This is a genomic window from Bacillus sp. 95MFCvi2.1 (assembly GCF_000374965.1).
Lineage (GTDB): Bacteria > Bacillota > Bacilli > Bacillales > Bacillaceae_G > Bacillus_A > Bacillus_A pseudomycoides.
Genome location: NZ_KB895695.1, coordinates 164954 through 179468 on the forward strand (window position 1 = coordinate 164954; position 14515 = coordinate 179468).

General features: G+C 35.1%; 15 protein-coding genes. 10 read left to right on the forward strand and 5 right to left on the reverse strand.

What is annotated here, in order from left to right; genetic code table 11:
• Positions 1 to 27 precede the first annotated feature (27 nt).
• Genes C568_RS0111030 through C568_RS34690 form a run of 6 tightly spaced genes read left to right on the forward strand, consistent with a single transcriptional unit; the run spans position 28 to position 5786 of the window.
• Positions 28 to 684 carry a PIG-L deacetylase family protein gene (locus C568_RS0111030; protein ID WP_006095543.1) on the forward strand — a complete coding sequence of 219 codons (657 nt, stop codon included), beginning with the start codon at positions 28 to 30 and terminating at the stop codon, positions 682 to 684.
• Complete coding sequence (locus C568_RS0111035; protein WP_018781522.1) at positions 681 to 2009, forward strand: glycosyltransferase family 4 protein; 1329 nt, start codon at positions 681 to 683, stop codon at positions 2007 to 2009. The genes C568_RS0111030 and C568_RS0111035 overlap by 4 nt, the downstream gene beginning before the upstream one ends.
• Positions 1999 to 3174: a carboxylate--amine ligase gene (locus C568_RS0111040; RefSeq protein WP_018781523.1), complete on the forward strand. Its 1176-nt coding sequence runs from the start codon at positions 1999 to 2001 to the stop codon at positions 3172 to 3174. Before C568_RS0111035 ends, C568_RS0111040 begins: the two co-directional genes overlap by 11 nt.
• A 5-nt stretch (positions 3175 to 3179) precedes the next feature.
• Positions 3180 to 4235, forward strand: coding sequence for a phosphotransferase (locus tag C568_RS0111045; RefSeq protein WP_018781524.1), 1056 nt, complete (start codon positions 3180 to 3182; stop codon positions 4233 to 4235).
• A 38-nt stretch (positions 4236 to 4273) separates the two neighbouring features.
• The gene (locus C568_RS0111050) at positions 4274 to 5602 is read left to right on the forward strand and encodes a glycosyltransferase family 4 protein (RefSeq protein WP_018781525.1); all 1329 of its coding nucleotides are present in this window, start codon (positions 4274 to 4276) and stop codon (positions 5600 to 5602) included.
• A 7-nt stretch (positions 5603 to 5609) separates the two neighbouring features.
• Positions 5610 to 5786: a hypothetical protein gene (locus C568_RS34690; protein ID WP_018781526.1), complete on the forward strand. Its 177-nt coding sequence runs from the start codon at positions 5610 to 5612 to the stop codon at positions 5784 to 5786.
• Between the two features lie 218 nt (positions 5787 to 6004).
• Here C568_RS34690 and C568_RS0111060 read toward each other — a convergent pair whose 3' ends face one another.
• The gene (locus tag C568_RS0111060) at positions 6005 to 7066 is read right to left on the reverse strand and encodes a DUF3900 domain-containing protein (protein WP_018781527.1); all 1062 of its coding nucleotides are present in this window, start codon (positions 7064 to 7066) and stop codon (positions 6005 to 6007) included.
• Positions 7067 to 7227: 161 nt separating this feature from the next.
• Positions 7228 to 7554: a hypothetical protein gene (locus tag C568_RS0111065; protein WP_018767401.1), complete on the reverse strand. Its 327-nt coding sequence runs from the start codon at positions 7552 to 7554 to the stop codon at positions 7228 to 7230.
• A 406-nt stretch (positions 7555 to 7960) separates the two neighbouring features.
• Here C568_RS0111065 and C568_RS0111070 point away from each other — a divergent pair, with 406 nt between their 5' ends.
• Positions 7961 to 8872, forward strand: coding sequence for a VanW family protein (locus C568_RS0111070; protein ID WP_018781528.1), 912 nt, complete (start codon positions 7961 to 7963; stop codon positions 8870 to 8872).
• A gap of 773 nt (positions 8873 to 9645) precedes the next feature.
• On the opposite strand, the gene C568_RS0111080 is transcribed toward C568_RS0111070, so the two are convergent.
• Both C568_RS0111080 and C568_RS0111085 read right to left on the reverse strand, forming a co-directional pair.
• Complete coding sequence (locus C568_RS0111080) at positions 9646 to 10098, reverse strand: DinB family protein (RefSeq protein ID WP_018781529.1); 453 nt, start codon at positions 10096 to 10098, stop codon at positions 9646 to 9648.
• Between the two features lie 19 nt (positions 10099 to 10117).
• Positions 10118 to 10651 carry a GNAT family N-acetyltransferase gene (locus C568_RS0111085; RefSeq protein ID WP_018781530.1) on the reverse strand — a complete coding sequence of 178 codons (534 nt, stop codon included), beginning with the start codon at positions 10649 to 10651 and terminating at the stop codon, positions 10118 to 10120.
• Between the two features lie 236 nt (positions 10652 to 10887).
• On the opposite strand from C568_RS0111085, the gene C568_RS0111090 reads away from it, so the two are divergent.
• Together C568_RS0111090 and C568_RS0111095 are read left to right on the forward strand one after the other, a co-directional pair.
• The gene (locus tag C568_RS0111090; RefSeq protein WP_018767404.1) at positions 10888 to 11103 is read left to right on the forward strand and encodes an alpha/beta-type small acid-soluble spore protein; all 216 of its coding nucleotides are present in this window, start codon (positions 10888 to 10890) and stop codon (positions 11101 to 11103) included.
• Positions 11104 to 11545: 442 nt separating this feature from the next.
• Positions 11546 to 12331 (forward strand): TrmB family transcriptional regulator, encoded by a 786-nt coding sequence (locus C568_RS0111095; protein ID WP_018781531.1) that lies wholly within the window; start codon positions 11546 to 11548, stop codon positions 12329 to 12331.
• Between the two features lie 16 nt (positions 12332 to 12347).
• Here C568_RS0111095 and C568_RS30620 read toward each other — a convergent pair whose 3' ends face one another.
• A complete protein-coding gene (locus C568_RS30620) occupies positions 12348 to 12782 on the reverse strand; it encodes a CbrC family protein (RefSeq protein WP_080740033.1) in 435 nt (144 codons plus the stop codon).
• Positions 12783 to 13122: 340 nt separating this feature from the next.
• Here C568_RS30620 and C568_RS0111105 point away from each other — a divergent pair, with 340 nt between their 5' ends.
• Positions 13123 to 14508, forward strand: coding sequence for an FAD-binding oxidoreductase (locus C568_RS0111105; RefSeq protein ID WP_018781533.1), 1386 nt, complete (start codon positions 13123 to 13125; stop codon positions 14506 to 14508).
• Positions 14509 to 14515: the final 7 nt, after the last annotated feature.

Below are 14515 nucleotides of genomic sequence, written 5' to 3' on the forward strand. Positions count from 1 at the left end.
TAAGTAGTACAAGGAGTGATAAAAATAATGAGAGAGTGTGTTTTAGTCATTGGTGCTCACCCTGACGATGAGCTATTAGGAGCCGGCGGGACTTTAAAAAGACTAGTAGAAAATGGCTATCGGGTAATTTCAATCATTACCGCTTTAGGAAGAAAAGAGGAAGCACATCACATACAGCAGCTAAGCCGGTGTGCAAATAAGGTAATTGGTATTGAAGAAGTGATATTCCTCGAGCATGCTAATTTAGAGTTAGAATTAATTCCGCTGCATCAGTTAACGAAAGAAATAGAACAATTAATACAGACCTATAAACCGAGTAAAATCTTCACCCACCATTATGGAGATGTCAATATTGATCATTTAATTACTTTTCAAGCGGTTTTGACCGCGACTCGACCTCTGCCGAACCAAAAACCGATAGAATTAATTACATTTGAAACGGTTTCCTCTAGTGAGTGGAATATCCACACGAATGATAAGGCTTTCAAAGCTAATTATTTTGTCGACATTACAGATCAAATGGATTCAAAGATTGCGGCGCTCAAACATTACGATGTAGAAATGAGAGATTTTCCTCATCCTCGTTCATATGAAGGAGTTCAGTATTTAGGAAGAGTTAGAGGAATGACGATTGGCGTACAATACGCTGAAGCGTTCGAAGTGGTAAGGAGGATATGGCGATGAAAAAGAAGCCTATGTTTCCATATCCCTATGTAATTAAAGAAATGGATAAATATTTTGGAATTCATTCGTTCTCATTTCAAAAAAAGAAGAATGAAATGTACGAACGTTATACAAATACAGGGCCAAAGACGGTCCGAAAGAAAAGCCTTTCTATATTAATTGCTACGTTTTGGGACTATCCTCATACTGGAGGTTTATCTAATTATATTACGGCACTTAGTGAAGGGTTAAGACAACAAGGACATCAAGTTGACATTATCTCCCCTAATCAATTTCCTCGGAGTAAAGTAGAGACCCTGCGTGAAGTAATTGTTCCCAGATTAAAAGATTTCTTTAATACACGTTATGGAAGTTATAATAGCATGATTTTGAAAAATCACAGACATATGTATATCTATGAAAGGATGCTTCTTCACAATATCGACTTAAAAAAATATGATATCTTCCATGCGCAAGATTTGTTTACAGCGAATATATTAGGAAGAATCAATGTATATTACGGAAAACCTTTGTTGTTTACACCCCATGGGATGTTTACCTTTAACCGGCTGAAATTTGGTATATTTAAAAAAGGTTCGCTGGAAGAAGTCTATTATAAAACATTAGAAAGAAAGGCCATTGAATTTGCCAATCATCTTATCATTCTCAGTGATTCATTTCGTGATCCGTTAATGCAGCTAGGGACCAAACAAGAGAACATGACAACTGTGCTTACAGGCATTGATTACCCTGAGAAGTATCGCACAAAAAATACATCAGCACACAAGAAGGTCGTTATTACATGTGTGGCGAGATTAGGCCCAAGAAAAGGCCATAATGTATTATTTGACGCACTTTCAAAGCTGAAAAGAAAATATACTGATAACATTAAAGTGCTCATTGTCGGAGATGGTGAGATGAGAGACACTTTAGAAAAGCAAGTCGATTCTTTGGGTCTTTCCATGGTGAAGTTTTTAGGGGCAAGGGATGATGTGCCAAACATTTTAAGCAAAACCGATATTTTTGTACTTCCAACCCTAAACGACAGCCTGCCTATTTCTATCATTGAGGCCATGCATAGTGGAGCTTGTGTCATTTCGACAACATCGGGAGGCATACCTGAATTGGTGAATCACTCCAAGACAGGCATTCTGGTCGCTCCAGGAGATACAGATAAACTGGCACGTGCATTAAAGTTCGTCATTGCAAATCAGCAAGATCGGGAGCAGTTGGGTGAAAATGCAAGAAACTTTGCTAAAAAGCATTTAACTAGAGAGACAATGACAGCTCATATTGAAAAAATCTACAAAAAGTATTTGAGTGAGGAAGAATTCTATGAATCATGAACACGCAGCAGTTGTACTGGACTTAAGTGCCAATGGAATCGGAATCATCAGAAGCTTAGCGAGAAAAGGGATCAACGTTTATGCGTTCGATATAGAGAAACCTTATAAGATAGGAAAATCACGTCTTGCTTCATGTGGAGTATGCCCAAGTCCTTTATCAGAAGAAAAGGAATTACTAACTTTTTTAATCAATTTGGCTAAAGAATTTAAACTGAAACCGATTTTGTATACAGGTGCGGATGATTATGTGGTGTTCATTTCAAAATATCGAATGGAACTGTCTAACTACTATTTATTTTTGTTTCCTGAACATTCGCTGATTGAAGAAATACTGGATAAACACAAAATGTATGAATTAGCAGTGAAGCATAATATTCCATGTCCTAAAACGTATGTGATCGAACATAAAGAACAAATGGAGGAAGCGATATTGGCCCTCGATTTCCCATGTATATTAAAGCCGACTTTGGGCCATGAGTTTCGAAAAAAAATAAATAAAAAGGCCATATTCATAAAAGATCCAGATCAACTAAGAAATGAGTATGAATTGTATCGACAGCATGGAAAGCTCATCATTCAGGAAATCATTCCTGGCGACAATCAGCATTTTTATAAAGTGGCCACTTTTTATGACGACAATATGGAGCTACTAGCGTTATTTTCTTTGCAAAAGAATCATCAATTCCCAGCTGAATTTGGAACGGGAGCTCATATTGTTAGTAAACAAGTTCCAGAATTGGTGGATATGTGTTTACCATTTTTTAAAAAAATGAACCTTAAAGGTATTGGTATGGCAGAGTTTAAAAAGGACCCCCGAGATGGGATTTATAAGTTTATTGAAATAAATCCTCGTTTTTGGTTAACGCATAGCTTGACAGGACCTGCTGGCGTGGATTTTGTTTATATGTATTATTTATATTTAACCAAGCAAAACCCCGGGCCGAGGCTCAAACAAATAGACGGTGTCAAATGGATTTATCTTGTGCGGTATTATTTAACGTTCCGTCACAAGAAAAAAAGAGCTGAAATGACGTGGAAAGATTTTCATGAAGGTTTGCGAGGCAAAAAAGAGTTTGCTTTGTTTGCATGGGATGATCCAATGCCATTCATTAGAAGTGCGTGGTCTCATTTGAAGAACGCCTGGAAACAAAAACGAAAGGAATGAAAACGTTGTACGAGGCAAAAGTATTATTCCATCATTTTGAGAAGTTGAAGATTTCAGAAAAGCTTTCTTATTCAATGGCCGAGAGGGTTGTAATAGACCCTGCTAAAATCGAGTGTCTAAAATCAACAACAAGAATGAGTATCTACAAATTATCTCTTCGAAAGAAAACGAATCATTATCCCATTATTTTAAAAATATATCATTCAACAAACTATAAAAATGAAGTAGAGATTAATGTATATCAGAGAGCTTATCCTATATTGAAAGAGTTTCTTCCTCAAATATACCATGTTGAAAAAAACGGAAATGACACCTGGATATTCATGGAATTTGTTCAGCAAGTACGCGGCCAGATCACCTTCTCCCCGAAACATTTTGACTACATTATCCCCACAGTTGCCAAACTTCACGCACACACATTTGAAAACAATTTTAAAAAGCATAAAGATGTTTGGAAATCTTGGCTTCCTATTTATGAATCAAGCCACATGAGAAGTAATCGAGCCAAATATATTGGAAAGACGATTGCTTTTCTCGATGACGCAGCGAAAGACGACCGGTTAAGGGAGATCATTAAACCCTATCATAAACCGTTAATAAAACTATGTCATAAGGGACCGGATTTTTTCCCGGAACTATTTGAAAATGGTTCATCTATAACGCATGGTGATCTTCATATGCAAAACATATGCAGCAACAATGTGACACCGGGTGCACCATGGAACATCCAGTTTATCGATTGGGAGTCCATTAAATATGCACCCGTCTGGTTTGATATGGTTGTTTTAGTCGAAATATTATTAGGTTTCAGAAAAGATTGGCAGAGCCATGCAGAAGAAATTCGCACGCATTGTGTGAAATCATATACAAAACAAATGCAGAAGAATGGCATTCAATTTAAAACGGCTCCAATTGACCTTTATAAAATGGCGTATTTGCAGAGAACATTAGAAAAGGGATTGCATACCCAGCTACGAAGAATATTTGATAACCGCGGTGGCGAGCTATTAACGTATCATCTTGAAAAAGTTTCAACTTGGGGAAGAGAATTAGGTTTATAAGATAAATAAAATTTTCACATTAGTAGAGTTAGGAGGAGATGCTTCTGAATACAATAAAGGAAGAGCGAAATGAATACATCTGTCCCTTCCATGCGAGCCTGTTAAAAGTCATGGATGAATACTATAAAATAGATAGTAAAAAGAATCATTTAATGGAACCATTTCAGACATTTGGAATCAAAAAGAATCGCATACCAAGTAAAACAAATAAACTAAAGATCCTCTACGTAACGTTTTTGCGATATCCAAATACTGGAGGGTTATCAAATTATATTACTTCCTTAAAAACAGGTTTTGAAAAGTATGGTCATGACGTAGATGTCATCTCACCTACTCAAATGACAGCAGTTCATCTAGAGCAAGATATCCCGCAGGCTGCCGAACATGCAAGGGACTTTCTGCTGCAACGATATGGTACAGTCAATGAAAAAATTATAAAAAACACTAGTTTCATGAACGTGTATAAGTCTTTCTTAAGAGGAAGAAGTCTAGAACAATATGATGTGTTTCATGCACAAGATTTATTTTCTGCCTTTTTATTAGGACAACTAAATCTAGAATATAAGAAACCTCTTCTTTTTACACCGCATGGACATTTTACAAAAAGCCGGTTAAAGTTCGATAAAATAAAAAAAGGATCAATTGAGGAAGTTTATTTTAGTGAAATTGAAAAACAGGGAATAAGAGCATCTGATCAAATCATAACGATCAGTAATTCTTTTCATTCCCCTTTAAAAGAGTATGGCGCAAAGATAGAACAACTGGTTACTGTTCATACAGGCATACATTTTCATCAAGCTTCTATACCTAAACAAGAGTATGATGATAATCTTGTAATTTCCTGTGTTTCCCGCCTTTCTCCCAGAAAGGGTCATGACATTTTTCTCAAAGCGCTCTCGCAAATTCAACAAGATTTATCTAATGTAGAAATATGGATTGTTGGTGATGGTGTCATGAGAGAAAGACTAGAAGACCAAGTACTACAACTTGGTCTCGACAATATCAGGTTCTTTGGCAGAAGAACAGATATACCAGAAATCCTTTCCTCTTCTGCTATCTATGTCTTACCTACCATTAACGATAATTTTCCGATTTCAATTATTGAAGCTATGTTTTCTCGTCAAGCTATTGTTACAACAAATTGCGGTGGTATACCAGAAATGATTCAAAACGGAAAAACAGGGATCATTTGTGAACCGGGAAATGTACAACAACTTTCCGATGCTCTTAAATTGCTTTTAGCAAATAAGAGTCTTCGTGAACGTTTAGGAAGAAATGCTCAGGAATATTCACGACAACATCTAACTCAAGGTGGGATGATTTCAAAGATAGAAAGAATATATCACTCTTTTATAAGCGATATGTAGAATATGTATGGAACGTCATAATAAAAGAAATGATGCCTCAATCTATAAAGGAGAAATTCTTCATAGCCAGTTAAATAATAGTGAAGCGATTGAAGTATTAAAATGGAAGCCTGCTTCAGACGTCTCATTTGGTTTAGACCAAACGATTTCTTACTTAAAGAAAGCAAATCAAAGTAAAAGCTGACTTAAAGAAATTTGTATGTATGAAGAATGAATAGATAACTCATATGTGAGGAGCTAGTGTATTTGTCAATTGAAAATCCCGCCATTTTGTCATTAAAAACCCAGCCACTTCTTCGAAGTAATTGAAGAAGAATGGCTGGGTTTTTAACGATTATACGGGCTTACTTTTAGATTACCAAATACAAAAATCGCTTTAGTGACACTAAAATTTCTTTTATTTTACGTCTTACTCGCAATCCGCTCCATTACTTTCTCTAACTCATCCGGCTTCAAAAACTCAATAGGAGAGAATCCCTTCTCAAACGTAAGTGTATCCGCCTCAATCATTAGTACATATTTATCATTAACCTTGGCAATATGAATCTGTTCCCCAAAATCTGCAAGCAATGCCTTCACAGAAATATGATCTGCCTTTAGCTTTAATTCTATCTCAGGGGTATGCTCCACAATTTGCGCTGTAGCTTCCATTACTTCTTCCGTTGTGAAATGTTCCATAATTTCACGCTTAGGACTGGCGGCCCATATTTCCATCGCTTGGTCGAATTGTTCTCGTTCTTCCGTACCTTCTTCAAATACGTCTTCGATTTGGTCGTATACCATGTCCATAACTTGTGTTTTCATAATTTCTGGCATAGAGCGTTCGTATTCGACGAATTTTAAGAAATCCTCAAAGTAGCGTGCGTGTGATGCTTGGTGGATTTTTAGTTCGCCAGGCTCGACAATGCCTTCTTCTGGCATGTATGGGTATTGAATAGATTTCATATTTTTTGTCGTAATTGCCATTTCAACGTTGCGAATAAGTGTTGTTTCGTCGGAAATGGAAGCAACTTTTGGCTCGAAGTCACACTTCATAACGAATACGAATGGATCGTCAAAGTATTTCTTCAGTTTTGCTTGAGCAACTAAAAATATACCACCGCGTACTGCACTTGTATCGATATATGTATAAACGAGAGGTTCACTCATATCTTTAAAATTCTCTTTCGTTTCTGCAAAACGGATACGATTAAATAAATTATAATGAGGGTTGGAATCGAATTCGTGCCCAGTTTCTACAATAAATCGACCAATCTTTGTTGGGGCTTGTTCGGTTTTTGCATGACGTTCTACTTTTCGTTTAGATATTTTTAATAATTCACCATCTAAGAACTCTTTTAATGGGCTGTCCTCATATTCTTCAGCATCTAACGTTTGAAAATGTTTATATCGCTTATCTGCTTGTTCACCTTTTCCTTCTACTTGTACGACATAGAAGGAGAGGAAGTTTATTTCAAAATCCATATTTATCACCTTGTTTCATTTCATTGACTCTTATCAGTATAGAGATGGAGAAAACTTTCGTCAATTTAATAAAATAAAACGGATAACAGAGGCTTACTATCTGTTAATTTGAAATATAGGAAGGGAGAGTCCCTTCCTATATAGTTCTTTGTTTTACTAATTTAAAATCCATCCTCAAGTGCTGAAAATGGAATGTTTAGTCGATTCTCTACAGTACGTAAACGCTGATTTAATCGATTGAGTCTACGTGTATGACGTTCTACTGTCTGCTGAAGTTGATTTACTCTTTGTTCTAGCTCATTTACTCGTCTTTCTAACTGACGGCCGCCACTACCTGGAAAGGAAATTGGAATTTGAAATTGTCTATTTGGATCATATGGATCAATTTGTTCTGTTTGTTCTATATATGGTTGATATTGCGATTGCCCGTCATATGATGGTTGATAGTTATAAAGGTTGTAGGGGGCATATGAATTATAGGGATACATAAACATCCTCCGTTCTCTAAATTTGCTTGAATTCATCATAATGTATGTGTAAGAGCGGATAGGTGGCACGGCAAATACCTATTTTGAATAGGGTGCTTCATCAAATGTATTTAAGAGAATTTGTGATAAGTTTTTATAAATGAGAATTGCCTATGAAGAATTCCAAAATATTAATGTATTAAAATTGTTTTTGAATAATCATTTGGTATATACTGGTTAAATAAGAGGGGCATTACAAACTTAAGTTTTTTAAGTAAATATGTGTAGACATTTCTTAAAGAAAAGAGTAATTTTAATATAGTGGAAATCAAATTGTAATATTTTGTAGTCATATTGCAAAGTCATGTAATCATACATACATAAAATTGAAAACAAAGAGTAATGGTAGGGAAAAGGAGAGAGTATATTGTTACGTAAGGTACAAAGTATAGTAATAGGGGCACTATGTGTAAGCATAGTGAGTGGATGTGGTACAAAAATAAGTGAAGTTTCATTAGTAAGTGGCATAGGAGAGCATGCAGTAGAAGCTAAGACTGGTGTCAATGAAAGTGTAAGTTTAGTAGATGCTAGAAGTGGTAAAGAAGTAAAAAATGTTAATATAGCAAGCTTAGGTTATTTTGAAGATGAAAATAAGTTTAAAAAAGAAGTAACGAAGGTTGCTAAGGAAGTCGGAAAAACTATTGATCAAAAGATGGTCCCTTCTCGTATGGCAAGTGATGGAACATGGCAAGAAGGTAAGCCTTCTTATGAGTTAATGGAAAAAGAGCTAGTAGATAAACTAATGAACGTAGGAATGTGGGATTCTTCGTACCAACTACCAATTGTTGAGAAAAAACCTGTAGCGAAGCCGGAAGATGCAAGTGGAAATGGTGCAGTTTTAGGAAGGTATGAAACAAACTTAGGTGGTTCTACAGGTGGTAGAATCGAGAATATTCGTTTGTCTGCAAGTAATATTAGTGGTGTCGTATTAGGAAAAGGAGATCGTTTCTCTTTTAACGCATTAATTGGAGATACAACACCAGACAAGGGGTATCAGTTAGGAAAAGAGATTGTTGACGGAAAACTAGTAGATGGTTATGGCGGAGGAGTATGTCAAACATCTTCTACTCTTTTTAATGCTGCAGATCAAGCTGGTTTAAAAATGGTGGAGAGAACTACACACTCCAAAACAGTAGGATACGTTCCACAAGGCCGAGATGCTACAATTGCATATCCATATTTAGATTTAGTGTTTGAAAATACAAATGAAGTGCCTGTGAAGCTTTATATGAGCATAGAGGGTGGAAAACTTGTTGCTGAGGTACGTGCAGCAAGATAAGAATTACCGTACATAAAAGTCTTATAGATTCAACTAACGATTAGTGGAAGATTAGGGGAATCTCCACTGATCGAGGTTTCACTTTATTATGATCTGAGCCATTCTTTCTAGTATTTTTCTAGAAGGGGTGGCTTTTTGTATACGTATAAATCAGTAATGAAAATTTATCCGCTATTCGCGGGCAGTAATACTCCCACCTCAAAAATCAGCAAAAGCAAAGAGATTAGGTGGGAGATAAACTTCCTGTAAAAGCTCGATTCTTGAGGGCTAATAATCAGTGGGGATGAAGCCCCAACCGATTATTAAAGATTTACTTTATCTACTGATTTAAAAAACTTCTTTTGATAAACTAGAATAAATAGGAAATAGGGTGTTTTAAAAGTATATTTACAATTAGACAGCTATAATTTGATATAAAAACGCCAACTGAACCAAATGAAAGTTCGTCCAAATAGATAACAGTTTTAATAAAGGATAATAGGCAGAACTTTGAGGAGGAGAGAACTATGCAATTCATTTTAGAAATGGTAGCAATTGCTGGAATAATATTTATTATTTTGATTTTAGGATTTAGTAAAACGTTAAAAGATGTCAATAGAAGGAAGAAGAATAAAGAAAACAAATGACTCATCATGCATAATGATAGAGAAAAAAGGTGCTTATGTATAGAAAGCATAAGTTTTTTTATAACAAAAATAAGGAGGAGGTCCGGCTGTGAGCTTTCCTCTTTATTTTTGTTATGTAATCCAAATCGGGAAAGGGTGAAAAGGAATTTAGTTTTTATGTTTTGTAAATATTTGATTAAGATGATGGTTCATATGATCAATATAATCTGTAACAAGCCATTCTAAAGTTACTTCCTGTTGGTCTTCCAACTTACATGTAAGTTGCCAGTTTTCATTCTTTACATTGCTTAGTAATTTTATCATTTGTATGTTAATAGCTTCCCATAATTTTAGAATTTCATTTGCTGAAAAAGATTGTTGATAATTATGTACTTGCACCCACAAATCTTGATCATAGCCAGTGAGTATAATTGTTTCCTTTGAAGTAAGAATATCAACAAAGCGTCTATGGTTTACCGTACCGGAATCGCAAAGATGACCTAATATTTCTTTTTTAGACCATTTTGTTGGGGCGAGTTTTATATCCATGTCAGAAAAAAGTATAATTTTTTGAGATGCAGTATGAATTATATGTTCTAATTGGGTTGCTAATGTAGACATGTGAATCCCTCCATTTTCATTAATAACTGAATGTTTGCAGCTCAATCCAATACCTTTTTACAACATTACCATCTTCTTCGATAAAATCATTATCACGAAGTCCTCTGTTATGCAAAATTGTTTTTTCTGAAGCAGTATTACCTTCATCACAAACGACAAGTACTTTTGTAACACCTAATTCTTTTATTTTTTCTAATGATAAAGCTAATAATTTTGTAGCATATCCCTTTTGTCTTGCTGAAGGACGAATACCATAACCGATATGCCCACCAGCATTGAATAGATGCTCAGTTAAACGATGACGAATATTTACAGCACCAACGATTTTGTTGTCATTTGTGATAAGCCAATAGGTAGAGTCCGGTACCCAACTATCGGGAATGTTTTTACCTTTCGCTGCATCCAGCAACTCTTGAACCATTGCTGGAAAATTAGAAGGATCTTTTGTGATAACCCAAGGAATCATCGTTTCACCACTATTTTTCCATTCTTGATAGAATTCTAAATATTCTTTTTGTAAGTCAATTGTGGGTTGTACTAAGTAGACATCCATTATTATTAGGCTCCTTTTATATATTTTTCGAAATGTTAAAATAATCTTAACATAATTTGGATGGTAGAGAAATAAAGTACTTGGAGATATTGATGTTGATGAATTTAAAGGATATAGATTAGGAAAAGATTTCTACTCTAGAATCCCTTTGTTATGAAGTTAAATATTTTGAATTTATGTATGTATATTTATGGGTAATTAGAGAAACATATAAGAAATTAACTGGAGGTGAAGCAATGAATATTCGTGAAAATTACAATACAAATGAAATACTTATAACAGCTTCAGCGAGTGCTATTGAGCAAATGAAATATGAAATTGCTCGTGAACTTGGTGTTACACTTGGACCAGATTCTACAGCGCGTGCAAACGGTTCTGTAGGCGGAGAAATAACGAAGCGTTTAGTTCGTATGGGAGAAGAACAATTATCTGGACAATATAGAATTCATTAAAATATTTCTTTTTGAATATAGGTTATAAGTATTTTTTCTGTCTGGAATGTGTTTTGTTTCTTAGTCTGATGACAATAGAATACTGTCAGTAAATTAGAATAAACAAAAAAGTACTCTCAATGAGTACTTTTTTGTTTTCGCGTATTGAAATGACTTTTCAGAACCTTATTAGCAGGGGAACAAGGTTTTGAAAAGAAACACTCTTCATTATAAACTCCCCCGACTTTACGAATACATTTCGATATAAAAATGAGAAATACCATAATTATACATGTGAAACTTATCCGTAATAAAATGTTGTTCTGATTTTTTATAAGTAAGAAAAGACGGATAAAGTTTTGTTGACTTTCTCTTAAGGGAAGATTAATATGAATTTGAGTAGTATTATAAAATACCACTTAAATTCAATGCGAAATTTATGTGCAAAGTAAGGAGTGTTTCCATGATTGATTTATTAAAAAAGATAGGATTATCAGATCTAGAAGCGCGATGTTATTTGACATTACACGAAGAATCTGATTTGTCTGGCTATGAAGTTGCAAAACGGGTATCTGTTTCAAGAACAAATGTATATGCTGCGTTACGATCATTAACGGATAAAGGAGCTTGTCGAAGCATAGAAGGGGAGACGGTTCTTTATAATGCTGTTCCAATTGAGCAATTAATCCGTCTTTTTCAAACTGAATTTGAACAGACTTCGAAGGCACTTATCAATCAATTAAAAACTCCACCTAAACCTGCACCTGCTTTTTATAATTGGCAAGGAAGTAATGCATTAGATAATGCTGTACGCCGCGTTATTGCAAATGCGGAAACATCTATAGTTGTAGATGTTTGGTCAGAAGACTTGCACTATATAGAGGAAGCACTACTTGTAGCGGAATGCAAAGGAATTAGTGTTATCTTAATTACAATCGGGACATGTAAAACACCTCTTAAACATGTATTCCAGCATTATAGGGATGAAGAGTGGCCTGCTGATGAAAGGAAGTTTTCTATTCTCTGTGATTCTAGTTCAGCTTTAATTGGTAGTTTCGGAGGAGAGATTAAGCCATCTGCATTAGAGACGAATCATCCAGCAGTAATTGAAGTAATAAAAAATGCTTTTTACCATGATATGATGATGCAGCACATCGAAGAGGATTTTGGGAAAGAATTTCAAGAGAAGTATGGGGAGAATTACCGGAAAATGTTAAGCTATTTCAAAGAGAAAGGCTGGCATATTTAATGACGGCAATTGATATTCAATTTTGTAGTGAACTAATAAAACGTGTAGGAACCCGTTTATATGAAATTGCTAAATGAGCGATTTCTTCCCATTCCACATATCCAATAAATGTACAAAAATCATTACAATGACTCAGCCAATACTCCTGTTGCCATCCACCATATCCAGGCGTTCTATGGATAAGTTCTTTTACTTTTTCTTCATCACTTACTTCCTCGCAGGAGTATGGATCTTGAAATTCTCCATCAAATTTTTTAGATGCATTTCCATTAGCAATACACCAAGGACAGATGCTTTCTACCCTTTCTATAGAATAGAAAGGACCACTATAAACATACTCACGTTCGTTTTTGCAAACAGAACAAGTCGTAAATTCTTTAAATATAATCCCTAGTTCTAATGCGTTTGGATTATATTTAAAGGTCGGTAATTGCACGTCTGATTCCCCCATAAATGCTATTTATATTTACATCGTATTTCTATTGCTAAATTGTAATCAGGTTAATTTGAATATAAACAAAATATCTTTATTTTACAAATATTACTGGGGATGATTTGACTGACACATTAACGAGAAAGAAGATTTTTTCTAATTTCATGTTACATATTTTTGTGAGTTGATTAACTTATGGATGTCCAACTTAATAGTAATTGCACGGCATTTTTTATTTAGGACTTGAATTGATAGTTTTTTCAGATTATTATGTATGAAATAGTTCATAAGATGAATCGTTATAAAAAGATCTTAAATTGTATATGAAATCTGTAACAGAATGGTGGGAGAGAATGAAATGAAAGCTGTAACTGCAAATCTGATAATTGCTTTAAAAGAGGTACTTCCTGAAAAACAAGTAGTAGTAAATGAAACGGTGAGAGAACTGCACAGTAAAGATGAATCTTATCATCCTAGCAGTCTGCCTGATGTTGTTGTATTTCCAACAATGACAAAAGAGGTTAGTGAGATAATGAAACTAGCGAACAAGTACCAAACGCCAGTTGTACCATTTGGAGTAGGCTCAAGCTTGGAAGGTCATGTAATTCCATATGAAAATGGCATTACAATTGATTTTTCACTGATGAATCAAGTGCTGGAGGTAAGAGAAAAAGATTTTCTAGTTAAAGTGCAACCTGGAGTAACTCGTTCACAGCTTAATAAAGAATTAAAAAAGTATGGATTGTTTTTCAGTGTGGATCCAGGGGCGGATGCAACATTAGGTGGAATGGCTGCTACAAATGCAAGCGGAACGACCTCAGTAAAGTATGGCGTTATGCGTGATCAAGTTCGTGATTTAGAAATTGTACTTGCAGATGGAACGATTATACATACAGGGAATTTAGCTGCAAAGTCGTCATCTGGTTATCATTTAAATGGTATTTTCGTTGGATCAGAAGGAACACTTGGCTGTTTTACGGAATTAACGCTAAGAGTATATGGAATACCTGAGCATACGATGGCAGCAAGAGCATCTTTTCCGACAGTGAATGATGCGGTAGAAGCTGTAATTGATATTTTACAAGCTGGCATTCCGATTGCGAGAATTGAGCTTGTCGATGAACTTTCAATGAAACAAGTTAACAAATATAGTGAAACAAACTATAGGGAAGAGCCAACGTTATTTTTAGAGTTTCATGGAAATGAAGCGGGATTAAAACAAGATATTGATTTCACAAAAGAAATTGTTAAAGATCACAAGTGTAAGGCTGTTTCATTTGAAACAGAAACAGCAGCAAGAAATAAATTATGGGAAGCAAGACATAATTTAGCATACGCTTATGTTCATAGTTGCCCAGGGAAAAAACTGATGAGTATGGATGTTTGTGTACCAATTTCAGAGTTAGCAAGTGCAATACAGTATGCAAAAGAGACTTTAGATTCTATGGGAATTGTTGGGGGAATACTTGGACATGTCGGAGATGGGAATTTTCACGTTCTATTAATGGTGAATCCAAATGATACAGAGGAAGTGCATAAAACAGAAGCGGCAAATGAAAAAATTGTGATGTATGCTCTTGAGCGCGGTGGAACATGTACAGGTGAACATGGGGTAGGGATTGGTAAACAAAAATATCAAGAAAAAGAGCATGGAGCAGCACTTCTTGTGATGAAAAAAATGAAACAAGCTCTTGATCCGAAAAACATTCTGAATCCAAATAAGATTTTTAAAATTAAAGAATAGGGAATGA

Bases quoted from the DNA above. Each gene is read 5' to 3' on its own strand.
- C568_RS0111030 (WP_006095543.1), top strand. From the start codon at position 28: ATGAGAGAGTGTGTTTTAGTCATTGGTGCTCACCCTGACGATGAGCTA.
- C568_RS0111035 (WP_018781522.1), top strand. From the start codon at position 681: ATGAAAAAGAAGCCTATGTTTCCATATCCCTATGTAATTAAAGAAATG.
- C568_RS0111040 (WP_018781523.1), top strand. From the start codon at position 1,999: ATGAATCATGAACACGCAGCAGTTGTACTGGACTTAAGTGCCAATGGA.
- C568_RS0111050 (WP_018781525.1), top strand. From the start codon at position 4,274: ATGCTTCTGAATACAATAAAGGAAGAGCGAAATGAATACATCTGTCCC.
- C568_RS34690 (WP_018781526.1), top strand. From the start codon at position 5,610: ATGGAACGTCATAATAAAAGAAATGATGCCTCAATCTATAAAGGAGAA.
- C568_RS0111060 (WP_018781527.1), bottom strand. From the start codon at position 7,066: ATGGATTTTGAAATAAACTTCCTCTCCTTCTATGTCGTACAAGTAGAA.
- C568_RS0111065 (WP_018767401.1), bottom strand. From the start codon at position 7,554: ATGTATCCCTATAATTCATATGCCCCCTACAACCTTTATAACTATCAA.
- C568_RS0111080 (WP_018781529.1), bottom strand. From the start codon at position 10,098: ATGTCTACATTAGCAACCCAATTAGAACATATAATTCATACTGCATCT.
- C568_RS0111085 (WP_018781530.1), bottom strand. From the start codon at position 10,651: ATGGATGTCTACTTAGTACAACCCACAATTGACTTACAAAAAGAATAT.
- C568_RS0111090 (WP_018767404.1), top strand. From the start codon at position 10,888: ATGAATATTCGTGAAAATTACAATACAAATGAAATACTTATAACAGCT.
- C568_RS0111095 (WP_018781531.1), top strand. From the start codon at position 11,546: ATGATTGATTTATTAAAAAAGATAGGATTATCAGATCTAGAAGCGCGA.
- C568_RS30620 (WP_080740033.1), bottom strand. From the start codon at position 12,782: ATGGGGGAATCAGACGTGCAATTACCGACCTTTAAATATAATCCAAAC.
- C568_RS0111105 (WP_018781533.1), top strand. From the start codon at position 13,123: ATGAAAGCTGTAACTGCAAATCTGATAATTGCTTTAAAAGAGGTACTT.